At 69.7% G+C, this 25,563-nt stretch carries 22 protein-coding genes and 1 pseudogene; 17 read left to right on the forward strand and 6 right to left on the reverse strand.

The window, feature by feature from the left end; translation table 11 throughout:
• Window positions 1-235: 235 nt before the first annotated feature.
• The gene (locus tag AB0H37_RS35375; RefSeq protein ID WP_360617057.1) at window positions 236-1,144 is read left to right on the forward strand and encodes an RNA polymerase sigma-70 factor; all 909 of its coding nucleotides are present in this window, start codon (window positions 236-238) and stop codon (window positions 1,142-1,144) included.
• Window positions 1,145-1,259: 115 nt separating this feature from the next.
• Here the strand turns inward: AB0H37_RS35375 and AB0H37_RS35380 are convergent, their stop codons facing one another.
• The gene (locus AB0H37_RS35380; RefSeq protein WP_360617058.1) at window positions 1,260-1,601 is read right to left on the reverse strand and encodes a hypothetical protein; all 342 of its coding nucleotides are present in this window, start codon (window positions 1,599-1,601) and stop codon (window positions 1,260-1,262) included.
• A 134-nt stretch (window positions 1,602-1,735) separates the two neighbouring features.
• Here AB0H37_RS35380 and AB0H37_RS35385 point away from each other — a divergent pair, with 134 nt between their 5' ends.
• Window positions 1,736-2,464, forward strand: coding sequence for an SDR family NAD(P)-dependent oxidoreductase (locus AB0H37_RS35385; RefSeq protein WP_360617059.1), 729 nt, complete (start codon window positions 1,736-1,738; stop codon window positions 2,462-2,464).
• Between the two features lie 296 nt (window positions 2,465-2,760).
• Window positions 2,761-3,561, forward strand: a complete 801-nt coding sequence (locus tag AB0H37_RS35390) for a nuclear transport factor 2 family protein (RefSeq protein WP_360617060.1) — start codon at window positions 2,761-2,763, stop codon at window positions 3,559-3,561.
• A 114-nt stretch (window positions 3,562-3,675) separates the two neighbouring features.
• Here AB0H37_RS35390 and AB0H37_RS35395 read toward each other — a convergent pair whose 3' ends face one another.
• On the reverse strand, window positions 3,676-4,011 hold the full coding sequence (locus AB0H37_RS35395; protein WP_360617061.1) for a hypothetical protein: 336 nt from the start codon (window positions 4,009-4,011) through the stop codon (window positions 3,676-3,678).
• Window positions 4,012-4,289: 278 nt separating this feature from the next.
• Here AB0H37_RS35395 and AB0H37_RS35400 point away from each other — a divergent pair, with 278 nt between their 5' ends.
• From AB0H37_RS35400 to AB0H37_RS35410, 3 genes are all read left to right on the forward strand, one after another.
• The gene (locus tag AB0H37_RS35400; protein ID WP_360617062.1) at window positions 4,290-4,955 is read left to right on the forward strand and encodes a hypothetical protein; all 666 of its coding nucleotides are present in this window, start codon (window positions 4,290-4,292) and stop codon (window positions 4,953-4,955) included.
• Window positions 4,847-5,479 (forward strand): helix-turn-helix transcriptional regulator, encoded by a 633-nt coding sequence (locus AB0H37_RS35405; RefSeq protein ID WP_360617063.1) that lies wholly within the window; start codon window positions 4,847-4,849, stop codon window positions 5,477-5,479. The genes AB0H37_RS35400 and AB0H37_RS35405 overlap by 109 nt, the downstream gene beginning before the upstream one ends.
• A 192-nt stretch (window positions 5,480-5,671) precedes the next feature.
• Complete coding sequence (locus AB0H37_RS35410; protein ID WP_360617064.1) at window positions 5,672-5,944, forward strand: hypothetical protein; 273 nt, start codon at window positions 5,672-5,674, stop codon at window positions 5,942-5,944.
• Window positions 5,945-6,227: 283 nt separating this feature from the next.
• Here AB0H37_RS35410 and AB0H37_RS35415 read toward each other — a convergent pair whose 3' ends face one another.
• A complete protein-coding gene (locus tag AB0H37_RS35415) occupies window positions 6,228-7,418 on the reverse strand; it encodes an alpha/beta hydrolase (protein ID WP_360617065.1) in 1,191 nt (396 codons plus the stop codon).
• Between the two features lie 243 nt (window positions 7,419-7,661).
• Between AB0H37_RS35415 and AB0H37_RS35420 the strand changes: the two genes are divergently transcribed.
• On the forward strand, window positions 7,662-8,261 hold the full coding sequence (locus AB0H37_RS35420) for a TetR/AcrR family transcriptional regulator (protein ID WP_360617066.1): 600 nt from the start codon (window positions 7,662-7,664) through the stop codon (window positions 8,259-8,261).
• A 111-nt stretch (window positions 8,262-8,372) separates the two neighbouring features.
• Here the strand turns inward: AB0H37_RS35420 and AB0H37_RS35425 are convergent, their stop codons facing one another.
• Window positions 8,373-9,344 carry a zinc-binding dehydrogenase gene (locus AB0H37_RS35425; RefSeq protein ID WP_360617067.1) on the reverse strand — a complete coding sequence of 324 codons (972 nt, stop codon included), beginning with the start codon at window positions 9,342-9,344 and terminating at the stop codon, window positions 8,373-8,375.
• A gap of 1,331 nt (window positions 9,345-10,675) precedes the next feature.
• On the opposite strand from AB0H37_RS35425, the pseudogene AB0H37_RS35430 reads away from it, so the two are divergent.
• Window positions 10,676-10,953, forward strand: a pseudogene (locus AB0H37_RS35430) (IS3 family transposase); the annotation flags it as partial.
• Between the two features lie 60 nt (window positions 10,954-11,013).
• Here AB0H37_RS35430 and AB0H37_RS35435 read toward each other — a convergent pair.
• Window positions 11,014-11,490: an Imm26 family immunity protein gene (locus AB0H37_RS35435; protein WP_360617079.1), complete on the reverse strand. Its 477-nt coding sequence runs from the start codon at window positions 11,488-11,490 to the stop codon at window positions 11,014-11,016.
• Between the two features lie 1,928 nt (window positions 11,491-13,418).
• Here AB0H37_RS35435 and AB0H37_RS35440 point away from each other — a divergent pair.
• The 8 genes from AB0H37_RS35440 to AB0H37_RS35475 all read left to right on the forward strand — a co-directional run bounded on the left by AB0H37_RS35440 (window position 13,419) and on the right by AB0H37_RS35475 (window position 22,923).
• Entirely contained in the window at window positions 13,419-13,964 is a 546-nt protein-coding gene (locus AB0H37_RS35440; RefSeq protein WP_360617068.1) for a hypothetical protein, read from the forward strand.
• Window positions 13,954-15,147, forward strand: a complete 1,194-nt coding sequence (locus AB0H37_RS35445; RefSeq protein WP_360617069.1) for an acyl-CoA dehydrogenase family protein — start codon at window positions 13,954-13,956, stop codon at window positions 15,145-15,147. Before AB0H37_RS35440 ends, AB0H37_RS35445 begins: the two co-directional genes overlap by 11 nt.
• 83 nt (window positions 15,148-15,230) lie before the next feature.
• Complete coding sequence (locus tag AB0H37_RS35450) at window positions 15,231-16,460, forward strand: aminotransferase class I/II-fold pyridoxal phosphate-dependent enzyme (RefSeq protein WP_360617070.1); 1,230 nt, start codon at window positions 15,231-15,233, stop codon at window positions 16,458-16,460.
• The gene (locus AB0H37_RS35455; protein WP_360617071.1) at window positions 16,460-17,716 is read left to right on the forward strand and encodes an ATP-grasp domain-containing protein; all 1,257 of its coding nucleotides are present in this window, start codon (window positions 16,460-16,462) and stop codon (window positions 17,714-17,716) included. Before AB0H37_RS35450 ends, AB0H37_RS35455 begins: the two co-directional genes overlap by 1 nt.
• A complete protein-coding gene (locus AB0H37_RS35460) occupies window positions 17,716-18,981 on the forward strand; it encodes an MFS transporter (protein ID WP_329092079.1) in 1,266 nt (421 codons plus the stop codon). The genes AB0H37_RS35455 and AB0H37_RS35460 overlap by 1 nt, the downstream gene beginning before the upstream one ends.
• 437 nt (window positions 18,982-19,418) lie before the next feature.
• A complete protein-coding gene (locus tag AB0H37_RS35465; protein ID WP_360617072.1) occupies window positions 19,419-21,368 on the forward strand; it encodes a hypothetical protein in 1,950 nt (649 codons plus the stop codon).
• Between the two features lie 85 nt (window positions 21,369-21,453).
• Window positions 21,454-21,954 carry a hypothetical protein gene (locus AB0H37_RS35470; RefSeq protein ID WP_360617073.1) on the forward strand — a complete coding sequence of 167 codons (501 nt, stop codon included), beginning with the start codon at window positions 21,454-21,456 and terminating at the stop codon, window positions 21,952-21,954.
• Window positions 21,955-22,002: 48 nt separating this feature from the next.
• Window positions 22,003-22,923, forward strand: a complete 921-nt coding sequence (locus AB0H37_RS35475) for a hypothetical protein (RefSeq protein WP_360617074.1) — start codon at window positions 22,003-22,005, stop codon at window positions 22,921-22,923.
• Here AB0H37_RS35475 and AB0H37_RS35480 read toward each other — a convergent pair.
• Window positions 22,888-23,616 (reverse strand): phosphotransferase, encoded by a 729-nt coding sequence (locus AB0H37_RS35480; RefSeq protein WP_360617075.1) that lies wholly within the window; start codon window positions 23,614-23,616, stop codon window positions 22,888-22,890. The two genes, AB0H37_RS35475 and AB0H37_RS35480, sit on opposite strands and share 36 nt — an antisense overlap.
• A gap of 291 nt (window positions 23,617-23,907) precedes the next feature.
• Here AB0H37_RS35480 and AB0H37_RS35485 point away from each other — a divergent pair, with 291 nt between their 5' ends.
• Window positions 23,908-24,513 (forward strand): HD domain-containing protein, encoded by a 606-nt coding sequence (locus tag AB0H37_RS35485; RefSeq protein WP_360617076.1) that lies wholly within the window; start codon window positions 23,908-23,910, stop codon window positions 24,511-24,513.
• Window positions 24,514-25,563 lie beyond the last annotated feature (1,050 nt).

The raw sequence follows: 25,563 nt of genomic DNA on the forward strand, positions 1-25,563 counted from the left end.
AGGGTGACGCTGTTGCGACGGCGCCCACCGGAAGACCGACTTAGGTGAGGAAGCGCGCAGGGTGAGACCACCTGAGCGAACGCCGGACGCGGTGTCGTCGCGCGGGCGCGCCCTCGCAGGCGCTCCACCATCTCGAACCGGTGGCGGTTACTGTCACAGAAGAGCGGCCTGCCTTGTCTGAGCTGTCCGAGGGCAGGTGAGACCGGACCGGCCCGCGATCCGAACGGGGGCGATCATGGTGGCGGACGGCGGACCGGGCGAGGACCCGGCGGCGGGCGACCTCGACCACGCCGCGGCGGTCTTCGCCGAGGTGCGGCGACGGCTGTTCGGGATCGCCTACCGGATGCTGGGCAGCGTCACCGAGGCCGAGGATCTGGTGCAGGACGTCTGGCTGCGGTGGCAGACCTACGACCGCGCCGCCGTGGCCGACCCCGCCGCGTTCCTGGCGACGACCACCACGCGGCTGGCGATCAACGTCCTGCAGTCCGCGCGGGTCCGCCGGGAAAGCTACATCGGTCCCTGGCTGCCCGAGCCCGTCGACACCGGCGCCGATCCGTACCTGGGCGCTGAACGCGGCGAAGCGCTCAGCTTCGCGGTCCTGATGCTCCTGGAACGGCTGTCGCCCACCGAACGCGCCGCCTATGTCCTGCGAGAGGCGTTCGACTATCCCTATCCGCAGATCGCCGAGATCCTCCAGGCCGGGGAGCCGGCGGTCCGGCAGCTGGTCAGCAGGGCCCGCAAGCACCTGCGGTCCGAGCGGCGGGCACCGGTGACCGGCGCCGAGCAGCGCAGGCTGCTGACCGCTTTCGTCGCCGCTGCCCGCGCCGGCGACATGGCCGCTCTGGAGGAGCTCCTCGCCGCGGACGCGGTCAGCTACTCCGACGGCGGCGGCGCCGTCCGGGCGTCCCGGTTCCCCGTGGTGGGCGCCGTCCGTGTCGCCAAGTACGTCCGGGCGTTCGCGAACCGGTTCTGGGACGGGGTAGACGTGGAGTGGGCCACTGTGAACGGCCAGTGGGCCGCCCTGCTCCAGCGCGACGGCCGGACCTTCACCGTCCTCACCGTCGACGGCACCGACCAGGGCATCGGCCAGGTGCTGTGGATGATGAACCCCGCCAAGATCACCGCCGCGACGGTCGTCACCTGACCGCCCGCGCGACCCGCCACCCCGTTGGGTGGCCGCACCAAGGCCGAGCCGGGGCCCGGCGCCCACAACCTGCCCCTGCCGGTCATGGGCGCCTGGTACTTCGTGCTGCCGTCCCTCAGGCGGGTTTGCCCATGTCGATCCACCGCTGGAGTTTCTCCAGGTCCGCCTCGGGCCATGCGCCGTCGCATGGCATTCGCCCGCTCAACAGGGAACCGATGATGGCGTCGGCGTGCTCGGAGACGTCAGCATGATCGAACAGGTCGAAACGGGTCAGCATCGCGGCGCGGTCCTTCGTGCGGAACAGAGGCTTGATGTCCTGCTCGAAGCTGAGCTCGTCGCCCTCAGTTGAGGATGGCACGTCTTGCTCTCCTTTCATGGAATGGCGGCATCCGGTCCCCTGGATAGACCGGATAGCCCGCTGATCCGTGACAGGCTCCGCGCCGACGAGGGCGAGCACGCACTTTTCGATGGGGCCGTCACAGCCCGGACAGGTCGCCTGTCTTAGCTCGCGACCGGGTGACACCCCGGGGCGCGGCGGATCCGTGTTCCGGCGGCCGCCGCGTACCTACGGGAAGGCTGAAAATGCACGACATGTTCAACGGCAGGGTCGTCCTCGTCACCGGAGCGTCCTCGGGCATCGGCGAGGCCACGGCGCTGGCCTTCTCAGCGGAGGGCGCCCGCGTCGCCGCCGGAGCCCGGCGCGCGGATCGGCTGGAGTCTCTTGCGCGCAAGGCGCCGGGCGAGGTCCTGACCCTCGATCTGGATGTGACCGACCAGGAGTCGGTGCGAGCGGCGGTCGCCGCGACCGTCGAGCGCTTCGGCGCCCTGGACGTCCTGGTGAACAACGCCGGCGTCATGCTCAACGGCCCGATCGCGGGTGCGGACACCGCCGAATGGACGCGCATGGTCGAGACCAACCTGCTCGGGTCGATGTACATGGTCCACGCGGCATTGCCGCACCTGCTGAAGGCCAAGGGCACCATCGTGCAGATCTCCTCGACCTCGGGCCGGGTCGCGTCGGCCTACAGCGGTGTCTACGGCGCCACGAAGTTCGGCATCACCGCCTTCTCTGAGGCGCTGCGGCAGGAGGTCACGGCCCAGGGCGTTCGCGTGGTGGTCGTCGAGCCCGGCTTCGTCGCGACCGAACTGATCAGCCACAACACAGATCCCACGATGCGGGCCCTCGCACGGGACATGGCCGCCGCCATGCGCACCCTTCAGCCCGAGGACATCGCCAACGCCGTCGTGTACGCGGTCACCCAGCCCGAGCACGTCGCTGTCAACGAGATCCTCGTCCGCCCGACCGACCAGACCAGGTAGGAGAGCGATCTCAAAACGGCCGGGTCCCTGGGGCGGTGCTCCCGTACCTGCCGGCCAAGGCCACGGCCCGGTCCTGGGACGCCTACACCACCCGCCGGAGGCGGTGTTCGCCTCCATCCTCGACGCCGCCGGTCCTACAGGAAGGCCCGTCTGAATCGTGCCGGCGCCGCGGCGGCGAAGGGGTCACAACTCGGCGAGCTCTCCGGTCTTAGCTGGCAGCGGTGAAGAGGTGAGGACGACATGCCCACGATCCGGACGGCCGGCGGCCGCGGCCACGGCGTTGATGACGGTCGCCCATGACCGGCCCGGACGCCGGCGCCCTCGCCTCGCTCGCGGAGATGCTCGATGAACGGCGGCACCTGGTGGACATCGCCACCTGGATGTTCGGCTCCACCGCCGCGGCCGAGGAGATCGTCCAGGAGACCTACCGTCGCTGGTACGTCCTCGACGACCGCGAACGCGCCGCCATCGCGTTGCCCCGGGCCTGGCTGACGCGGGTGGCGGGGGGCATCTGCCTGGAACTGATCGCCTCCACCGCCACGGCCATTCCCGGCGATCCGGCCCTCCCCACTGCCTCGGCCCCCTTTGGTTCATGGACAGCGCTGCGTTCTCCGGCCGACGACCGGGGTCCCGCCGTCGATGGGAGTCCGGTTCGCCGTCCGGCCCCGTCCAGTACGCCCGGGCCCGCCGAGAGCCGGGCGCGGCCCGGACGGGACGTCCCCGGCCGGGCGATGCTGCGAAGGCATGATCGGATCGCGCGGCGCTTCGCGGCGGCCTGCGGCGCGGGGGACACGGCCGCGCTGATGGCCGTCCTCGCCGCCGACGCGATCGTGGTCAGCGACGGCGGCGGCAAGCTGCGCGCCGCCGTCCATCCGACCCAGGGCGCGGACGCCGTGGCCCGGTTCATCACGGCCCTGCTGTCGGGCCGCCCCCGTACCGCCGTGACCGTCGGCTCGGTCAATGGCCGCACCGGCCTCGTCCTGCTCCGCGAAGGACGGACGGTGGCGGTGGTCAGCGTGAGCACGGCGGGCGACGAGGTCACCGCCGTCTGGATCGTGCTGAACCCCGCCAAACTGGGAGGCCGGCATCGTCCCTGACCTGCGGGGCTCGGCCAGGCGTGAGGGGGCTCGCGGGGCAGATCGACACAAGGCGGTGGCGGCGTCCAGGCTCCCGCCTGCGCGGGGAAGACGGGGGTGCCTCTATGTTCTTGGTCAAGCCGGTTTGTCGTCCGGGATGAGGTCGGCGTCGTGTTCGGCGTTGTAGATGACCGCCTCGCAGGCTTGTTGTGGTGAGGGCCGTGCACCGGCGTTGTGAGCACTCCAGGTCTCTAGGAGGTCGTGAATCAAGAAGACCTCCAGGAGATTGGTCCGGCCCTGTGGGGCAGGCCGGACGGTGCCGTCGGGGTTGGGGACGGCTCTAGCGTCGCTGTCGGTGGTCCAAGGCTCGCTGGCGAAGACGGTCAGGTCGTCGTCTGCTTCGGCCAGGTCCGCGCCGGTCAGCTGGCCGATCAGATCCTGGAGATTCATGCGTTCTCCGTAGTCGCTCATGCGTGTGGGCTGCAGAGTCCCACGGACTTCGGGAGCTCGCCTGCTCACACCGCCGCCGTCGGTGTGAGCAGGCGGCACGCCGCCCGTACATGGCCCCATCCGATGAGGTTGGCGCAGCCGCCGGCTCGCTTCGCCGGGCCGCGTCCAGAACGGCCACCAAGGCGGGTCATAGCCCGCCGTCCGAGCCGCGGTCGCGAACCGCGCCGCAGCGAGTGCCTCCGGACCACCGCGGCGCGATCGGGTAGAAGCGCGCGGGCCGTCCGTTCAGAATCGTGTGCATGCGAAGGTCTGATCGGATCGCGTGGTGGGCGTTCGGCATCGGCATCATCGTGATCTTTGGTGGTGTGGGGGTGGTCGGCATGCTGGCCGATCCCCCTCCGCCGGAGCCGCCCTCCCCGGCCTCCGTGGACAAGTTCTGCCCGCCCGAGCCGGGCGGTAAGGCGCGGAGCGACACGTATTTCAAGGAGAGCGCGGAACCGTACCGGGGGAAGGGCCCGCATACGGTGAGGCTGCTGTTCGTGGACGCCAACACCGGTGAAGACGCCGACGATCTCCCCTCCCGCTGGACGGCGAGCCATGAGGTGACCGATACCGGCGGCAAGCCCCAAGCCCAGCTCGTCGCCTGTGGTTACCAGGACAAGGCCGGGGAGCGGGAGATCCGGGTCTGCGAATACGTTTCCGAATCCGTTGCGAGGTTGTATCGGCAACTCTCGGGAGGCACACGACCTAAGAACACGACCAAGATCTCGCTCCTGAAGGCCTCCTACGCCTTCGACATCTACGAAGCGAAGACCGCCAGGCCACTGGGCCGCTTCAAGGTGCCCGGCGACCAGGCATGCCCAGGGAGCGTCAAGCTCGACGGCCGGACCGTCATCGAGCAGGCGCCGGACGCGGCCAAGCTGCGCAAGGCTTTGCGCCCTTACGCCGAGGCCACGGTCAGCTGAAGGCTCGGTGCCCCCTGCGCGGTCCGCGGTGCAGAGCCGCCACGGCCCTGGTCGGCCAGGTCCGGGCGTTTGACGACCGCCGTCCCGGGCGCGGCGCATCTGCCAGGAAGCCGTCGGGGCTGGCCAGTCCCTCGGCCCCGGGCGCGCCGGACCCGCTCGTCGAGCAGGTCTTCGCCGAGATCGAGGCGACGTTCCGCGAGCCGGTCTCCGACGCGGACGTCGCCCGCACGCTCGGCTACACGCCCGGACACCTCACGACCGTGCTCCGCCGGCGCACCGGCCGTCCCCTCCTCGAATGGATCACCGAACGGCGCATGATCGAAGTCCGGCGGATGCTGCGCGAGACCGACCTGCCCCTCGACGCCGTGGCCGCCCGAACCGGCCTGCGCGACGCCACCTATCTCGTCCGCCGCTTCCGCAACCGCTACGGCACCACCCCGCAGCGGTGGCCGCGCGCCGACGAACATGGCCATGACAACGGTCGGCGGAATCGCGCGGCTCGTTGGCCGGCACGTCATGCATGAGGGAGGTCGTGCGCCGTGCGCGGACGATGAGTTCCCGCCGTGCCGCGAGTCTCATGTCGCGGACCCTGTAACCGAGCGACGGAGAAGCCGTGAAGGACGATGTCTGGCGATCCATGCGGAGCGCTCGGCGCTGATCGATGACCTTGAGCACCTCGCCGACGATCAGCGGGAAAGGCGATCACTGTGTGACGGGTGGACGTGCACGACGTGGTCGCCCACCTGGCCGACACGGCCCGGACGACGCGTCTCGGCTTCGCGGTCGCCCTCGTCCGGGCGCGGTTCGACTTCCACCGTCAGAACGACCGTGGTGTGGAACGCGAGCGGGGCGCCTCTCCGCGGGAAACGCTGGAACGGCTTCGCCGCGTGGCGTCGCGGAGGAGGCCGTTGTCAGAGCGCTCCGCCTGCAGGTCCGTACGCCGGCGGCTTTGGCGAGCCAAAGAACTGACGGCCGGTATCAAGCCGTGATGAGCGCCTGCTCGGCCTGGGTGACCGACTCCGGGTCGCTAAGCACGTAGGTCTGCTTGACGTGCCGGCCGCTGGTCAGGCAGCCCGGACGCGGCGACGGCGCGCTCGACCACTGCCCAGAACGAATGCGGATCGACCTCGGCGGAGCCGGCCGACACGTAGACGACCTGGCGCATGGCGTCCGGCGCCCCCACGCCGCCGCGCCGCAAGCAGAGTGGACAGAAACGATCCCCGTGACCGAGTTCAGCGAGTAGCCCCCGGGGCCGCTCGGCTGCTACCGCGTCTACTCAACGGCGGTATTCCGCTGGGGCTTGGGCGTCCTCTCCCGGGATCTCACCCAGGCGGTGAAGCCCTCGATCGCATCGACGACCGCCTCGAAGCGGAAGGAGTGGTACAGGTCGAAGGCGTGGTTCCCACCGCGCAGTTCGGCGTAGACGACGGGGGCATTCGAGGTCTGGCGTAGCTGGTCGGCGAAGTGCCGGGCATCGGTCACGGGCACCATCGGGTCCAGGTCGCCATGGGCCACGAGAAACGGCGGTGCGTCCGCGGTGATGTGGGCCAGCGGCGAGGACTCGGGGCCCTGGCCGAAATACGGGCCGTACCAGCCGTTCAGGTAGATGGCGCCGGTCACGGAGGTGTCAGCGCTCTCGAAGCCCGGCTGGAAGGCGGGGTCGTTCTGGGTGAGCGCGGCCAGTCCCGCCATGTGCCCGCCCGCCGAACTGCCCGCGACGAACAGCGTCGTCGGATCGGCGCCGTACTCGTGGGCGTGCTCCCGCACCCAGGCGATGATCTTCTTGAGGTCGATCAGGTGGTCCGGATGCTGAAAGTCGGGCCGTAGCCGGTAGTTGGCGCTGATGCAAACCCAGCCTTGACCGGCGAGCCGGTAGAGCAGCGGCAGCGACTGGCTGTTCTTGTGCCCCCCGTCGTAGTGGCCCCCGTGCAGGTGGATCATCACGGGCGCGCCTTGCGGGCGCGAGCGATGGTGGTAGAGGTCGAGCATGTTGCGGCGGCCCGCGTCGCCGTAGGCGAGGTTGGCCACGCGCCGGACGTCCGGGCGTCGCTTGAGGATGGGCAGGAACAGGATGCGGGCCAGCGGGGGCCGGCGCCGCAGCCCGCCGGCCAGGTCGGGGGCGAGGGTGGCGCGCCATCCGGCGCCCAGCCCTTCGTCCATGGCGTGCCCGATCCTCGCCCGGTCCCCGAGTCCGCGATGGGCGATGACGGCGAGCCCGGGGAGGGTCGCGGCGGCCAGGGCGACGATCGCCCACCCGCCCGCCGAGGCGATGTCGCCTTCGGCGAACGCCAGCGCCGTCGGGAGCAGCAGCATCCAGAAGAAGGCCGCGAACGGCAGTTCGTTGGCGGCCAGGCCGAAGTAGTAGCTCGGGCGGCCGAGCGGACGCGACCACGGCACCGGCCGCAGCGCGAACAGCGTGCCGACCGCGACGAGCGCCACGGGGATCAGATAACCGACGGGCACGAAACCTCCAAGGGCGAATACCGGCTGGTCGGAGGGCCGCGATCACGTGCGCGCCGACGACGGCATCCGGCGCACGCCATCGGCACTGGACGAGGGCAACGTCCGTCCTGCGGTGGCCATGACGTCCCCCAGCCTCCGCCTCGACCATAGCCCTAAACGATACGTATCGTGTCGTTGTGACGATGACGGACCTGCCCGCACCGTGGCAACACGATACGTTCCGTTTCTGCTTAGGGTGGGGGCATGTCCAGAGAACCGAACCCAGCTCGCCGCAGAGAGAGCAGCCGGCGGGCGATCCTCACCGCCACCGGGGACCTGTGCGGCGAGATCGGGTACGGGCGGCTGACCATCGAGGCCATCGCCGCCCGTGCCGGGGCGAGCAAGAAGACGATCTACCGGTGGTGGCCGTCCAAGGGCGCGGTCGTCCTGGAGCTCCTCGACGAGATCGCGACCGTCGCCGCCGCCCCGCCCGACACAGGCGACCTGGCCGCCGACCTGCACAGCATGCTCACCGAGGTCATCGGCCTCCTCACCCCGCCGCACAACTCGCCCGGCACAGGAGTGATCGCCGAGGCACTGCAAGACCCCAACCTCGCCCGTGACCTGCGCGAACGCATCATCCGGCCGCGCATCGCCACGTTCAAGGAACGGCTCCGCCGAGCCCAGGAAGCAGGCCAACTGCACCCCGACGCCGACCTGGACGTCGCACTCGACCTGTTGTACGGCCCGCTCTACCACCGCATGGCCCTCCACCTCGGCATGCCCGACCCGGCCTACCTCCACTCCCTCATCACTCACGTCCTGCGCGCCCTCACCCCGCCCACCTCCAGCGCCCCGCACTGACGCACCCGGGAGGCCAAGAGAACTCACGGACGGGCGCCTGATGGGCAGGGCCGCAGGGGTAGGTTTCACGCCCGGAGATACCCCCGCGATCTGGTGCTCTCGGAACGGCCCTTAGATGAGCAGCAGGGTCTTCCCTACGGCGGTGCGATCCTCGATCGCGGCGTGCGCGTCGGCAGCGCGTTCCAACGGGAAGGTCTGCCCGATGATCGGCCGGACGAGCCCGGTGGCGGCCTGGGACATCATCTGCTCCGCCCACCGCACCACGTTCGGCCTGAAATCGAAGAGCTGCTCGATGCCGATCACGTCCACCCCCCTGGACCGGGCGTCGGCAGAGTCGATGAGCGTGACCTCGCCGCTGGAGGCTCCGTGCACCGAGAACCGGCCGCCGCGAGCCGTCACCTCGAACGCGGCCCGCCCGATCCGTCCGCCGACGCCGTCGAACACCACGTCCGGTCCCGCACCATCGGTCGCTTCGAGCACCCGCTTGGTCCAGGCCGGCTCGGAATAGTCGACCGCGGCGTCGGCGCCCAGTTCGCGGATCAGGTCGAGCTTGTGCGCTCCGCGGGCAGCCCCGAGGACCCGAGCTCCCGCCGCACGGGCAAGCTGCACCAGCAGGCTGCCGACGCCGCCGGCCGCCGCTTCGACCAGCACCCATTCACCGGGGCCGATTCCGGCTGTCTCGGTCAGGCCCTGCGCGGTGCTGCCGTCGCTGTGCAGGGCGATGGCCTCCGGCAGGCCCAGTCCGTCCGGCACCGGAAACAGTTCCTCGACCTCGGCTACGGCACGCTCGGCGAACCCGCCGGTCTCTCCGGTACCGGCGATGACCCGGCGCCCGAGCCAAGCCGGATCCACCCGCGCCCCGACCGAGCTCACATGACCGGCCACCAGACCGCCCGGCACGTACGGCAACGACGGCCTGGCATGCCATTTGTCGACACCACGCCGGATCTGCGTCTCGACGAACGTCATACCCGCAACCGCCACATCGACCACGACCTTGCCCGCCCCGGCCGCCGGATCCGGCGCCTCACCGGGCACCAGCACCTCCGGACCCCCGAACCGCAGCGCCTGGACCACCCGCACACCGACCACCCCTGACCGTTCACCGACGAGGACTCAAGCATGCAACCTCGACCACACTTGAGATCAAGGCGCGGGCCCGAAGAAGGGGAGGTCGGCTCCGGCGATGCCACCGTCGACGATGCTGGGAAGGTCGTCAGTAGGAAATCTTTCGTGTCCACTCATCTTGCGAGCCGCCTTCGCACCACGGCCTCGCTGACCGCCGAGTTCCCGGTGCGCAGATCATCGACGCGACGTCCAGGGCGATGGAGCCGTGGGTGTCCCACACGCCAAAGCCGACGAGGAGGGCGAAGACCCTCTCCTGCCGCGATGCGAGCACCGTGAGAGCGAGTGCACGACTTGGTCAGACAGGGCCGCCACGAACGTAGGTCCCCGCGCCGGTAGTCGCACCTGGGCGTCGATGAGCCCTGCACCGCCTCGCGGCTCTCCTCTGTGACCAGCTCTGTGACCAGCGTGATCGCTTGCAATGCCTCGCCGGCCCCGATGCTGCGGCGGTCGTAGCGGAGCGTCAGACCGGGAACCTGCTCGGCGAAGGTCTGCCCCGCGCAGGTGTCGTTGCCGCACCGGAACCGGTGAACCCGCAAATGAATCAGCACCTCCTGCCGACCGACCGCCCTGTCGGATAGGCGCCGCTCATAGTGGCCGTGCCTGCGCCGCGACCACGTTCCGCAAGCCGGGCATCAGGACCTTCTCGCCCACAGCGTCCGTCTCCGAAGGCCATGGCGGTTGGCGTGCCGCCTCCCAAACTCCGTCGACACGCACGGACGAACACCCGTGTTCCATCAGGGACGAGCGGGGCCTCGGACTGTGTTCTTGCTTCATGGTAGAAGCCCCTTAGGCGGGGGCCCTGGGGAGCCAATCGGGGAGCCACCATGGTCGGACTCTTTCGGTCCCGGGACGACTCCCCCGGACGTTTTCGCAGGTGAGAGGATCCCCGATCGACTCCCATCGACCCTGATCGACTGGTCTTCTGTGCCTGGGGAAGGGTCGTGGGTTCAAATCCCGCCGTCCCGACAGAGTTTATGCAGGTCAGAGAGCTGAGCTGGAGTCGCTCCGTAGCTTCCCCCACGGCGGTGGGGAGCCACAGGGGAAGCCAACACCCGCAGACTCGGGCCCAGAAAGCGGCTTTCGTCTCAGTGGATAGATCACGTTAGCCGGAAATGCGTGTCAAGCACATGACACCGGTCAAGAAGTCCTCGCTGGGCGCTCCGGTGAATATCCACAGACCCTTCGCTGAGCTGGCCGAGCTTTTCAGTCGCCGGCAGGTGTCCGGGACGAGGTATGTGAGACGCCCCGGGTCGGGTGAAGGCTCTTTTCCCCGAGTGGATCGAGTCATGGCACGTCCGCCCCCTATTCCCCTGAGGCTGCGCAGGCGCGCGGTCCGCATGGTGGCCGAGATCCGCCCGGACTACCCCAGTCAGTGTTCGGCATTGAAGGCCGTCGCAGCCAAACTGGGAGTCACCTCACCGGGGCGGTGCGCAGGTGGGTGCGTCGGACCGAGGTCGACGCCGGCGCTCGGCCGGGGACCACGGCCGAGGAACCAGCGGAGCTCAAGCGGCTCAAGCGGGAGAACGCCGAGTTGCGGCGGACGAACGAGATCCTGAAAGCCGCTGCGTGAGGTGCCACGGATCTTCCGGACAGGCCCCCAACTAGAGTTGGGGGGAACCGGCGTTCAGTCGCTCGCGGGAGCTACACCCAAGGCCTCGCTGATGGCGTCGTCGAGCGTCAGATAGCTGTCCAAAGCGAAGAAACCGCAGGGCTCGATGCGCTCAGCGAGTACATCGCCCCGGTCGTTGACATAAACTTTTTTTACCGGATTGTAAAAGCAATGCCAGGCGAGCACGTCACTGTCTTCAAGCGCTGCGTGCACGACGTTCTCAAAGAAGCCCTTGAGCCAAGGCTGCCGGTTGATGAACTTCGGTGGGACCAGCAGGTCGTCCACCGTCAGCGCTCCCAACTCGGGGACCTTCTCCTTCGAACGATGGCCGTAGAGGTAGATGAGGTTGTCCCCCGGCATGGGAGAATCTCCCATCGGCATGTCGACCCTGATCACCCGGCCGAACATGAAATGCTCGCCGGCCTGGGGAACACGGAAGGCGAAGACGTCGCCTTCCGTCAACTTCCGCCGGGCCGGTTTCAATATCTCCATGTTCGGCACTTCGAACCCACCTAGTAGCCATCAGACTTGAGCTATGTCTCACCCCACTCGCCACGCCGCGGGCTGATGCTGTTGACCTTATTAACGTGGTGTGGATTCCGATTGATCACGGCTTGTTCGATCGCGCGCGCCTCGCCTCGAGTTACTCCCGAACCGGACGTGATCGGTGAAATCCTGAATCTCCTGCCGTGTTTCGATTGCCGCTTCGCAAGGTTGTTCGTGATACCGACGTATACGTCCGTTCCGCTTTGATCATAGCCCAGGTATACCTGATAGCTCTTCCGCGCGTTATAACCGCTGCGGAGCCCGGCGGGAAGCCCCTTGGCCAGGATCCTGGCGAGCGCGGCGCCGGTCCCCCCTCCTTGATCGGCGGCATGCCGGGCGCCTTGCCGCACCAGTCCGGATTCGCCGTGCAGATTCCCGCGTGGACCGCGTACTCGAGACCTTCGTTACCGTGGCCTATCTGGTTGTCGCATTCGGCGGCGCCCATCCCGCACGCCTTCTCCTGGGCCTCCATGAGAGCCGTCCAGGACGGGGCGAGGATGAGGTCGCCGGCGACGTGCAACTGCGGGATCTCGAGGAGCGGCGGCGTCTTGACGACCGGCTTGTTACCGTCCCCTCCCCCCCGGCTGCCGCCTCCGGCACCCGGCACGTAGACCGAGCTGTAACCGTTGCCGCTTCTAGCTACTTTTCGACCGCTGGGGTTGTAAACGTCGTAGCCGCCCCGATTGTTGGGGCGGCCGTCCACACCATCGCCGTTGAAACACTCCAGGCCGTCACGAGTTCTGCGGCACATGTTGCCGTCAGGGTCGGCGTTGGGGGCATGTCTGCTCGTTGTCTGCTCGGCGGCTCCGAAACGGATCAGCGCTGCGCAGCACAAGCCGACACAGAGATCAGGCTGCATGCGGAAACAGCGCCACATACTGACACTAGGAGCACTGCTCCGATACGAGAGCTCCGGGACTTTAATCCGCAGGGTGTCGAGTTGCCGGGAGCCCTCCGCCGACATCCGTGTTCATCCAGGTAAGAGACGGCATTGGCCGACAGTCCACTCCATCGACACGAACCAAGGGCAACTGACGCTGCAGCAGCCTCCGCGGCGAACATGACCTCGTTCGTTGAGCACCTCCCACGTTGCGGGGAGCCACAGAGGAGCCAATTGGGGCGCCACCGTGGTCGGGCCCCTCCGGACCCGCCCCGACTCCCCCGGACGTTTTCGCAGGTGAGGGGCTCCCCGATCGACTTCCATCGCCCCTGATCGACTGGTCTCCTGTGCCTGGGGGTCAAGGGGTCGTGGGTTCAAATCCCGCCGTCCCAACAAGAAAGACCAGCTCAGAGGCCGTTTCTCCACCACGGAGAACCGGCCTCTTGTTCGTTAGTTAGCCGTTCGTCAGCGAACCGAGCCGTCTCCCCGGCACCCGAACGGTTCACACAGGACCAGAAGACCCGAGAACCGCCGGCGCGCCCTCTCCCTGTGTTCAACCGAGCCACGCCGAGCCATCAGGCCTGTGCTCACGTTTCCCAGCGTCCCCCGGCCTCTCGACTTGATCAGGACGCCGTTCGTGCCGCTCTGACCAGCGATTACCACAACGGCGAAACCGAGGGCATCAACACTAAGAACAAGCTGATCAAGAGACAGATGTACAGCGAGCTGGCTTCCGGCTCCCCCGCCACCGCATCCTCCTCGGATAGGCCTCACCCTCCGACACCACCGAAAGAGCGACAGAGCCGGTAACTGGACACACCCGCTCCTTGGGTGGAACGAGATGGAACGGGATGGAACGCCTTTGGTGTGGGGCGATGGCCGCCCGGCGACCGCCGGGCATCGCTCCAAGGGGGGCGCGATGAGACCGATGTGGAGTTCACGGAGACGGTGCAGGTCGGCGGTGATGGCCGCCCCTCAAGGGGGCAGTGCGGACATGTCCGAGCTTGAGGCTTTGTGTCCGCCGCCGTCCAGCGAACACATGGGGTGTATCTCGATGGTCCACACCGACATGGGTCAGGGGGCCCACCTCGCGCCGGGCACCACACCGCCCGGGTGCGGGCCGGCCGATCTGAAATGCGCCTACAAGTTGCCCACGACGACGTACGACCCCGGACATGGCCCGAGGGGCGCGATTGTGGATGCCTTCGATGACCCGGTCGCCGACGACGACCTCGCGGTGTACCGCGCGCAGGGCGGCCTGTCGCCGTGCATGACTGCCAACAACTGCTTCCCCAAGATCAAGATGCGGGGTCCCAACCGGGAACTCCCGAGCACGGACTTGGCCCGGATCGGGGAGATCTGCCTGGATCTGGACATGGCCTGGGCCACCTGCCCAGATTGCAGCATTCTCGCTGGTCGAAGCCACCGACAACACGGCTCCGGCAGACCCTGGCCTCGCCACAAGGCTCACGATCACCCCCATGCGCCCGTCAGCGGTTGCCCGGCGTGCGTGGACAGGAGGGCCGGCCATGACCGGTGAGGCGATCGACACCTGGCTTCAGCCGGTGCGTCCGGTCCTGGATCCCACGGACCAGGTCGACTGGGACCGACTGGCGGCCCTGGAGGCCGAACTGGACGAGGTGCTCGCCATCCACTCTGTCGACCTGCCGGACGGACCCGAGCGCTCGCGTCGACTCATGGCCGTCCGGCTGGCGATGGTGGAACGCGGTTTCCTGGACTCCATGAACTCGCCTCTGTTCGGGGTCCTCGCGCAGTTCGTCTGCGGCTACCAGGACGTCGACCTGCGGGACGCGGTGACGCTCGGGTACGGCAGGCTGATCACCCAGCACGGACGCCCCGCGCTCCGCGAGCGGTGGGGATCGTGCCTGGCGGCCGGCGCGCTCGTGGGCGTCGCCATCACCGAGCCGCACGGCGGTTCCCGGCCGGCCGCCGCGCGGACCCGCGCCACGCCCGGCCCGGACGGGACGTGGCTGGTCAGCGGCCGCAAGACGTGGATCAGCCGACTCGACGAGGCCTCGGTGTTCGTGGTGTTCTTCCAGGCCCCGGAGGGCGGCCTGGTCGCAGCGGCGATCGACGCCGGCGAGCCGGGCCTGTACCGCGAGCCCGTGTCGCCGGCGGGCCTGGCCGGGTGGACGTGGGGGGTTCTGGACCTGGACGCCGTGCCCGTCCACCCCGATTGCGACGTCCTGCGCGGCGACGGAATGTCCCTGCTGCGCAGGCATTTCACCGCCTACCGGCCGCTGGTGACCGCCACGGCGCTCGGCGCGGCCGCGGCCGTGTTCGACACCGCCAGCACCCATCTCACGTACCGGAGAAGCAGCGGGGACCTGCCCCGACTGCGCGACTCCGCACTGGTGGCCCTCGGCCGGACGCACGCCCAGCTGACGACCGCGCTGCTGGGCACCGCCGTCGCCGCGCGGCTGGCGCACGCCGAGGCCGACTGGGCCGAGCAGTGTGGCTGGGAGATGAAGGCGCACGGGGTCGATACCGCCTGCCAGGCCGCCACCGAGCTCGCACAGCTGCTCGGGGCCTCGGGATACCGGGCCGACTCGCCGGTCGCCAAGGCCCGCCGCGACCTGGGCGCGCTGCAGTTCGCCGACGGCATCCACGACTCCCTCTACCGCAGCTCCGGTAAGCGCCACACGACTCCGCGGCCGGCGATGACCGAACCCCCGCTGCCGCCCCTGGCCAGGTCCGCGTGACCGCACCCGACCCGCAGGCGCGCCGGGGTCCCCGCACCCCCGGCGCGGCCGCTTCCGCACCATCCAAGGAGACCAAGAGCACCATGCATCAGTTCCTCAACCTCAAGAAGTCCGTGCGCATCAGCACCGAGTTCTGGGACGTCACAGAGAAGGCAGGACTGTTCGGCGTCACGGTGGACGGGATCGGCGACGGCAGGCACCGCGTGCTCGCCGACGGCCACGAGTTCGTCAACATGTCGTCCTACTCCTATCTCGGCCTCGACACCCACCCCGGGCTCGTCCGGGCCGCGGCCGACGCCGTGCTCGCCCAGGGGGCCCTCAACACCTCGGCCTCGCGCCTGAGGCTCCACTTCGGCGTGCTGCAGGACGCCGAGGCCGCGCTGTCGGACCTGTTCGGCGTCGAGGCGATCACGGTCAACTCCTGTGCCCTGGCGGCGTGGACGAGCCTGCCGCTGGTGGCCTCGGGTCTGCTCACCGACGGGGTCCCGCCGCTGATGGTGTTCGACAAGAACGCCCACTTCTGCATGAACGCGATGAAGCCGAGCGTGGCCGACGAGGCGGAGATCGTCACGATCCGGCACAACGACGTCGAGGCGCTGGAGGACCTGTGCCGCCGGCACCGGCAGGTCGCGTACGTGGCCGACGGTGTGTACAGCACCGGCGGCGTGGCCCCGATCGCCGAGCTGCTGCGCCTGCAGGAGAGGTACGGCCTGTTCCTGTTCTTCGACGAGGCGCACAGCACCTCCACCGTCGGGCGGAACGGGCGCGGCGTGGTGCTGGAGACGATGGACGGGTTCAACGACCGCACCCTGATCATCACCTCGCTGAACAAGGGGTTCGGCGCATCCGGTGGCGCGGTCTTCCTCGGCCGCCGCGGCGCGCGGGAGTGGGTCGACATCGCGCTGCGCAGTGCCGCCCCGCTGATGTGGTCGCAGCGGATCAACACCGCGGGGCTCGGCGCCGTGCTCGCCTCGGCCGAGCTGCACCGGAGCGTCGAGTTGACGGGGCTGCAGGACCGGTTGCAGGCCAACATCGACCTTTTCGACGGCCTGGTCGACACCGCCGAGCGCGGCGACGGGCTGCCGATCCGGTTCGTGCAGGTCGGCTCCGAGGCGGGGACAGTCGAGCTGGCGCAGGACCTGATGCGCGCCGGCTACTTCGTTTCGCCGATCTTCTTCCCGGTCATCGGCCGGGGCCGGGCGGGCCTGCGCGTGATGCTGCGCTCGAACATGACGGCCGAGGAGATCGAGGGGTTCTGCGGGCTGGTCAACAGCCTGGGGCCGCGCGAGTCGGCCGGGGCGGGGGCGGCGTGATGAAGCCGACCCTGTTGTTCGTCGCCGGCGCCCGCGCCCTTCCCTTCAGCGTGAACATGGCCGAGGCGGTGCTCGCGCAGACCGCCGCGCGCGGGATCCGCACGATCGTCACCACCACCGCGCCCGTCCTGGCGGCCACGCCCTCGATCGTCGCCGCGGCCGATGAGGCCTCGGTCGTGGGCTACACCGATCCGCGGGAGAACGCGGAGTGGGCGCGGCGGCGCGTCGCGGCCGGTGAGCGCATCGCGGCGGTGTTCGCTCTGCTGGAGATGGCCCAGGTCGCGGCGGCCGAGACGGCGGCGGCCATCGGCGTGCCGGGCAACCCGCCCGAGGTGATCCGCCGGATCCGCACCAAGGACGCCTGCCGGACGGCGCTGGCCGCGGCGGGGTTCGCCCAGCCCGCCGTGCGGCTGTGCGCGAACGCGGCCGACGCGGAGGACTTCATGCGGGACGCCCCGGGTCCGTGGATCGTCAAGCCGCGCGACGCCATGGGCAGCATCGGGGTGAGCCTGGTCTCCTCGGCCGCCGGCCTGCCCGCGGCGCTGGCGCTGCTGCCGGACGCGGGCACGTTCCTGATCGAGGAGTTCGTGCCCGGGACGGAGTTCAGCATCGAGGGGATCTTCCTGGACGGTCAGCCGCACTTCCTGGCCGTCACCACGAAGGAGAAGACCTCCCCACCGCTCTTCGTCGAGACCGCGCACGCCGTGCCAGCGGACCTGCCTGAGCCCCAGCGTGAGGAGGTCGAGGAGGTGGTGTCCGCCGCGCTCCTCACCCTGGGTCTGCGCGTCGGGGCCTTCCACGTCGAGTTCTGGCTGACGCCGGGCGGCGTCGTCCTCGGCGAGGTGCACGGCCGCCTCGGCGGCGACTGGCTCTACCTGATGCTCGAGTACGCCATCCCAGGTCTCGAGGTCTTCGGGCTGGTCATCGACGACATGCTCGGCCTGCCGCGCGCACCCGGCCCGCCCCGGCCCACCCGCGGAGCGGCGATGCGTTTCCTGACTCCGCCGCCGGGCACCCTCGTGGCGGTCGAGGGATGGGATGAGGTCCGCGCCCATCCGGCGGTACTGCACGCGGAACTCCTGATCAGCCACGGGGCGGAGATCCCCCTGGTGCACAGCTCCCGCGACCGGGCCGCGGTCATCGTCACCGGTGCGGAGACCTCGACGCGGGCGCGCGAGATCGCCGAGGAACTCGCGCTGTCGGTCCGGTTCGTGACCGCGGCCGACGGGGCCGGGCCCGGGGAGTCGGCGGCCTGATGATCCCCAGCGTCGGCGCGCGCCGATGGGTCGCGGGAGTACTTCCGAAGGGCGGCCGCCCTGCCCGCCTGCTCGCGTTCGCCACGCTGGTGAGCACGGTCGGCTACGGGGTCTACCTCACCGCCGGGGTGCTGTACTTCACGCGGGCAGTGCACCTGCCCGCGGCCCAGGTGGGGATCGGGCTGACCCTCGCGGGCGCGCTGTCGCTGGCGGCCGGGATTCCGTTCGGTCACCTGGCCGACCGGAAGGGCGCCCGCTCGGTGTACGCGCTGACGCTGGGGTTGGGCGCGGTGTCCATGGCGGGCCTGTGCCTGGCACGCGGCTTCTGGACGTTCCTGCTGTTCGCGAGCCTCGGCGCCGCCGCGCAGTCGGCGGGCCAGGCAGCGCGCGGCCCGCTCGTGCAGGAGTACGGCGGGGAGCGACCCGCCGAGTTCCGCGGGTACCTGCGCTCGGTCACCAACGTCGGGATCTCGGTGGGCGCGCTGCTGGCGGGCTGGGGCGTCGCCGTCGACACCCGGCACGCGTACGCGCTGCTGCTCGCGGGCAGCGCCGTGTCGTACGCGGCGTCGGCGCTGGTCGTGCTGTTCCTGCCGTACCTGACGCCGGTGCCGCGGGGCGCCGGGCGGCGATGGGCGGCGCTGCGGGACCGCCCCTATCTCGTCCTGACCGTGCTGGACGGCGTGATGGCGATCCAGTACCGGGTGCTGACCGCGGCCGTGCCGCTGTGGCTGGTAAACCGAATCCTGGCGCCGAAGTGGTCGGTGACGGTGGTGATGCTGATCAACACCGTCATCGTCGTCCTCTTCCAAGTCCGGGCGAGCCGCGGCATCACCACCCCCACCCTCGGCGGCCGCGCGTTGCGCCGCGCGGGCTTCGCCTTCCTGGTCGCCGCCGCGCTGCTCTCGCTCATGGCGGGCGCCCCCCTGTGGATCGCCATGCTGCTGCTGCCGATCGCGGTGATCATCCACACGGTCGGGGAGATCTGGCAGGCCGCGGCCGGCTTCGAACTGTCCTACGCGCTGGCCCCGCGGCACGCCGTCGGCCAGTACCAGGGCCTGTTCGGCATGGGCCTCGGTCTGGGGATCACGCTCGGCCCCGCCTTGCTCATCACCCTGTGCATCGAATGGGGAGTGCCGGGATGGTGGCTCGTCGGCGGCCTGTTCGCCCTGACCGGCCTGGCCGTGCCCCCGGTCGTCCGCTGGGCCGAACGCGACCGTCCGCACCTGCGGGCCCGGACGGGAGACCTCGAGCCGACCACGTCGTAGCACCGCCGCGTCCACGCCCGGCTGCTAGCCGGCCGTTCAGTCCAGCTGATGGGCTAACTCAAACGCTCGTACTTCATTGCACGCGTCTTGCCGCTACCCGACTCTCCAACCTGTTGCCATCTGCCGATCGGTGTCAGGTTAGGCGGGACAATACAGCGGGATCCGTCCCACCCGACTCCTGAACCTCGACCAACTCGCCGCCCTGCAGATCTCCAACATCACCGAGCGACTCCGCCGCCGCGATCCCGACTGCGGACCAGGGCGGCCACTTGCGGCCAGTGGGTTGAAGGCTCATCCACGGAACCGGCGAGGCATGCTCTGCGTGTAGACGATGCACGCGCTCGGCATCGGTTCGAAAACCCCCGCACGACCGAGGGCCGGCTACCGCGCGGCACGGCCGTGACAGCCAACGGCGACCTGGGGGGGTGCACGGGCCTGTGACGACTTCACGAGAACTGGGCGTCGCTCCGGCCACGCGGGGTGACGACGCCATCGAGTTATCTCTGGCGGCCGGGGAGCGCGCCCTGCTCGACGAGGGGGATCTGCGGACGAGCCGGATCCGGTTCGACGCGGCCTACCGCGAGGCGGAGCGCTGGGGCGACGGGCAGGGGATGGCGCGGGCGGCGTTGGGCCTCGGCGGGCTGTGGGTGCACGAGCATCGCATGGCGGCCGTCGCAGGGATGGTGCGCGCCCGGCAGCGCACCGCCCTGTCACTGATCGACCCGCAGTCCTCCCTGGCCCTGCGGCTGCGAGTCAGGCTGGCGGCCGAGAAAGACTACGCGACCGGCGAGCACGCCTCCATCATGGCCCTGGTGGCGGAGGCCAGGCGGGCCGGCCACCCGGCAGCGCTGGCCGAAGCGCTGAGCCTCGCCCATCACTGCGTTCTCGGCCCCGCGCACGGGGCGCTGCGGCTCGAACTCGCCAGGGAGCTGATCGACGAGGCGTCCAGGACCGGCCGCCGCGTCGACCTGCTGATGGGGCTGCTCTGGCATGTCGTCGACCTGTTCAGCAGCGCCGACCCGCACGCCGAGCGCAGCATGCGGGAACTGCGCGACCTGCTCGCCCGGCGGTCCCATCTCGCCGCCGGGGGCGTCCTCGACTCGCTCGAAGTGATGCTCAGCATCAGGCTGGGCCGGTTCGAGGAGGCCGAGGCGCTGGCCGGCGTCTGCGCGGAGCGCGGGGAGGCAACGGGCGACGTCTCCGCGACGGGCTGGTACGCGGCGCAGATCGGCACGATCCGGTGGTACCAGGGCCGCATCGCCGAGTGCCTCCCGGCGCTGACGGACCTGGTGGGCTCCCCGGTGCTCAGCCCCCTGGACAACGCCTGTTACGCGGGCCTCGCGATCGCCGCCGCCCACTCCGGTGACCGGCGTCTGGCGGCGGGGACGCTGGCCCGGCTGCGCGGCCGGGTGCAGGATGGAGCACCGCGCTCCAACACCTGGCTGTTCGCGATGTACGGGGTCGTCGAGGTCGCGCATCTCCTAGGAGACGCCGAGGCCGCGTCCCAAGCGTACGAACTGCTGAGGCCGTTCGCGGGACTCCCGACGCTCGTGGGCCTTGGCGGAGCGTGCCTGGGCTCGGTGCACCACTCCCTGGGAGTGGCCTCGCTGACCACCGGTGACGCGGACACCGCCGTGGGACATCTGGTCAAGGCGGTCGACGGCAACTTGGCGCTGTGGCACTGGCCGGCCGTGGTCCTGTCCCGGACGCGCCTGGGCGAGGCGCTCACTCTCCGGGACGGGCCGCGGAGCGAGGCCGCGCGGGCGTCGTTGGACCTGGCGGCGCAGGAAGCGGCACAGCTGGGAATGCCGGTCCCCGCCGAGGCGTCCGGCCGGCCGGCGAAGGTGGGCCGCTCCGGCGACCGGGCGCCGGTGCTCGTGTGCGAACGCCAGGGCAGGCAATGGCGCGTCGCGCTGGGCTCGCGCACCGCGCTGGTGGGGGACAGCGTGGGCATGCGGCACCTGGCCACCCTGATCAACAACCCCGGGCAGGAGATACCGGCGATCATCCTGGCGATGGGACCGGCGGCTTCCTCGGGCGACGCCGCGCCCGCCCACCCTGTCCTGGACGACGAGGCCAAGCGCAGCTACAAGCGGCGGCTCTCGGAGCTGGACGCCGAGATCGAGGAACTCGAGTCGGCGGACCAGTTCGAGCGCGCCGCCGCCCTCAGCGCCGAACGCCGCTGGCTGATCGCCGAACTCGCGTCCGCTTCGGGCCTCGGCGGCCGGACGCGGCGCTTCGTCAACAGCGAGGAACGGGCCCGTATCGCTGTCGGGAAAGCCATCCGGCGTGTCTTGCAGCGCATCGCCGACGCCGACGCGGGCATCGGCGCCGAGCTGCGCGCCACCGTGCAGACCGGGCTCCTCTGCTCGTACCACCCCAAATGAGAGCCCCCTGCGCGACGAGCAGCCGCCCCCCGGTGCCCGCCGGGGGGCGGGCACCCAGGAAGACACTTCTGGCGGCTTACCGACAATGGCAGAGAGCAACGAGATCGGCGGCGTGACCGGGCTCACCTGGCAAGGGCCGCAAGCGATGGACCATGCACTGGAAGGCGCCTCTCAACGCTTTCCAGATCTAGTTCGAAGGCCGACTCACCCCGACCGCCACCCGAACACCTCAACAACAAAGATGGCCGTTAACTTGCAACACCCCCGCCTGGTGAACGGCCGCGACCAGGCTGAGCCATACCTTCTCGAACCGGAGCATGGTCTGGGCCAGCTCGCAATCGGGCAGCGGACGGGCGGGGCGGGATGGCCCATCCCCGGCCTTGCGGCGCTGGCGCAGCTGCACTGCGTGCGCGTGGGTTTGATGAAGGTAGTGGGCAAGGAGGTGGCGTTGGGCAGTGCGCCGGACATGGTCGCGCGACGCCTGGCCAATGTGGCAGACGACACAGACTCAGGAGCTGAGTTCCTGAAATGCTGCCATGTGACCTGTTGGCGCGGTTCATACTCGGCAATGGCCTACCAGAAATGATCACTCGGGGCCCTTCCAGGAACGCCTGAGCAGCGAGGAGTCATTGTCGTGGCGGAACGCAAGCCGGCGGTTCCGTGGCAGCGCGGGCGACTCGTCTTCGGCGGGCTCCTTTCGGTCGCGCTCGGAACAGTGACCGTGGTGGCCGGATTGGGAGGCACCACCGGGCGGCTAGCTCTGCTCGTCACTCTCGTCGGCGTCATTCTCACCCTGGTCATCGATGCCTTCTTCCGCCGCGAGGAGAGCATCCACCACGACCAGAACCAGCTCGCCGAGATCTCCGCCGCGCTGGCCATCACCAAATCGCTGGCCGACGCCCCCTCCGAGTGTCAGGCGTTCGTCCGCGAGATCGCGGAGCAGTGGATCCGGATCGACGACCGCAACAGCGCGATCCTGCTGAAACTGCGCGAGGCACGGCAACGAGCGTTCACCGAGGACATGCGCGACCTCGCCAACGGCCAGTCGTCGCTCGGGCGCCGCCAGGAGTTCCGTCCCGGAATCCTGCCTGCACTGACGAAGATGACCGCACTCAGCGCGACCGGCAACGATTACTGGTGGACCGGCCGCGATACCACCTATCTCGCGGCGGAACGGTCCGCGGTCACCGATGGCGGCCTGACGCTGCACCGGATCCTGGTCCTGTCGAGATCCGATATCGACGGCGCCATGCTCGAGCTGCTCCGGGAGCAACTGGACGCGGGAATCGCGCTGGACGTGGTCATCCGGGAGGAGGTGTCGCCACTGGACCAGGGATGCCTGACCGGTGACCGCGCCCTGGTCACCGACAAGGGCGGCATCGTCGGTGTGGTCATTCCCGGAAATGATGAGAATGACGCCGTCGTCGACGCGGGTCATTTCACCATCAACGAGGACAGGATCGAAAGCACCCAGGACATCCTGCAGACCCTCGCCCCCTATCAGACTCCCGCCGCCGACCTACTGAAAAGCCACCCGAAGCTTGACCACGGGTGACGCCGCCGTCGGAGGAGGCCGGCAGACTCCATCGACACGCGCTGACGAGCACCTGGACTCACTCCCTCGGGTCAGAGACCCTGTGCACCTGATCTTGCTTGCAGTAGAAGTCCCCTCGACCGATGGAGTCGTGGGAGCCAATCGGGGAGCCGCCGTGGTCGGACTCCTCCGGACCCGCCACGACTCCCCCGGACGTTTTCGCAGGTGAGAGGCTTCCCGATCGACTTCAATCGACCTTGATCGACTGGTCCTCTGTGCATGCGCGTACATGGCGAAGAACCTTGTGGCCGTGCCCGCGGGTAGCAGCACCCATGCGACGGCGAGGTCCCAGGCTGGATCGCCGGCGAACATTTCAGCGAAGTCGACGATGCCCGAGAGCGTTCCGTCCGAGACGACGACGTCCGCGGGACGGAGGTCGCCGTGCACCCACACCGGCGGGCCCTCCCACGCCTGGGCCGCAACGGCGTCGTCCCAGACGGCCCGAACGTCGACAGCGATGTCGTCGGGGCAACGGCCTGGAAGAAGTTCTCGAAGCCGTCCGTGCAGTTCCTGGGATGGGCACCGCGGTCCGTAGCGATCGGCGCCTCGGCGGGCGCCTCCACACGGAGCGCCTGGAGGAAACCCGCCAAAGTGTCGGCCGCGTGGGCCCCGCGGCTGGTGATCTCGATCTCGGTGTCGGTCGTGCGAAGTCACAGTCCTGAAGTGGCATGCGGAGCGGCACTCCGACGCCCATCTGCCGGGGGCGGGGGATGCCTCATACTCACCCAGGGACGCGCCACCACGGGCCCGGCGAGGTCTCCCCCACCGATCTGGCCGAAGGCGATTCCATCCGGTTCGACGCCGCTCACCCGCATTTGTACCGAGGTCATACCCCGGGCAACCGCGCCGTCCTCCTCATGACCCACCCTGAGAACTGACGCACGGCCCCGGCGGCAAGGCCACCGCGCGAGTGGTCGCGCCGAGGTCGGAGAACGGAGGAAAACGATGAGTTCTGTGGGATTCGACGACCTGCTGATCCCTGATAGCCCGGCCTGCCGCGGCGCTCTCGAAGTGGTGACCACGTACGAGACGCCCTCCCTGCTCAACCACTCCGTCCGCTCCTACCTCTGGGCGGCTGCACACGCACAGCGCAACGGCATCGCGTTCGACGCCGAGCTGCTCTACGTGTCGGCTCTCCTGCACGACATCGGCCTGGTGGCGGAGTTCGACAGCCACACGGTGCCGTTCGAGGAGGCGGGCGGCCACGTGGCCTGGGTCTTCGGCGCCGGCGCGGGCTGGCCCCCGGAGCGGCGGGTACGGGCGTCGGAGATCATCGTGCGGCACATGTGGCCCGAGGTGCCCGTCGAGGAGGATCCCGAGGGCCACCTGCTGGAGCTGGCCACCGGCACCGACATCTCCGGTCGCGGCCTCGAGGGGATCCCGGTCAGGCTGCGCGGCGAGGTACTGAAGCGCTACCCGCGCCTGGACCTAGCCGAGGAGTTCACGGCCTGCTTCCGTGACCAGGCGGCGCGCAAGCCGGGCAGTTCCGCCGCGCTGTCCGTGTCCGCCGGGGTCGCCGACCGCATCCGGCGCAACCCGCTCGACGCCTGACCGGCTCCTGCTCCGCTCAGGGAGCGGTTCGACCCTGGTGCGTCCTGACGCCCCGCCACGGCGTCATCGCGGCCGTGCGGGCGCCGTTGCCGGGCAGCGCCGGTTGGAAAGACCAGCGCCCGGACGCTCTGGACGGCGAGGGGTCGCTCGCCCGTCACGCGGTGGGCTTGAGCCCGTGCGACAGCAGCACGAGCCCGGAGTCGAACGTCCGTGTCTCGATGACGTCGAGCACGCCCCAGGACTGGTACCGGGGGTACGCCCGCGCGGCCGGTGCCGAACTCTCCGCCGCCGCCGGCCTCCGAGCGCTTTCACCGCGACACCCTCACCCGCTGCCTTCAACCTGCGCGTCTCGGCCGGCCACGACCCCCATGACTCCCCTGCTGCACGCCGTGGTGTCCGCTCCGGACATGCCGCGCGGCGACTAGCCGACGCGATCTTGGCCGCCCACGGTGGAGCAGTTGGACCAGAGCCTGCAGTCCTACCTCGGGGGGTGACGCGAGACCACACTCCGACGAGTGTTCCACCCGACTCTTCACGGGAAACCGACCAGGGCCCGCGGCGATCTTGACCGGCCCCGGGCACGCTGACCCGCGCCGATCCGGTCGATCATGGTAACCAGGGCAGCAAGCTTCACGTGGCTGTCGGACGCCGGCCCGGGCTGCCGCCGGGGCTGCGGCCTCAGCGGAGCACGAGCAGGGCCCGGCCTGGTTCGTTGACGATGACGCCGACGACGCTGACCCAGTGCCGCAGGGTGGGGCCGATCACCTGGTGGACCTCCGAGCAGGTAGGGCGCCACCCAGAGGTCGCGGATGAGCCGGCTCCAGTGGGCCTTGAAGGCATACTGTGGCGACGAGCCGACCAGGTGCGTGAATCGTGGCTGCGGAAGAGGACCCGCGCGTGAGTATTCCGTGCACCGTTGTAGAGCTGCGGTGGGAGGCCGACGGTCACCGGTCCACGCGTGGGGGCCCTGATGCTCGTGCCGGGATCCAGTTGCCGTGGAAGCCCGCGGGGATGCGCACTGGGAGGTGCACCTCGGCGATCGGGGGCGCG

It is taken from the genome of Actinomadura sp. NPDC023710, assembly GCF_040639875.1.
In the GTDB taxonomy this organism is placed as follows: domain Bacteria; phylum Actinomycetota; class Actinomycetes; order Streptosporangiales; family Streptosporangiaceae; genus Spirillospora; species Spirillospora citrea.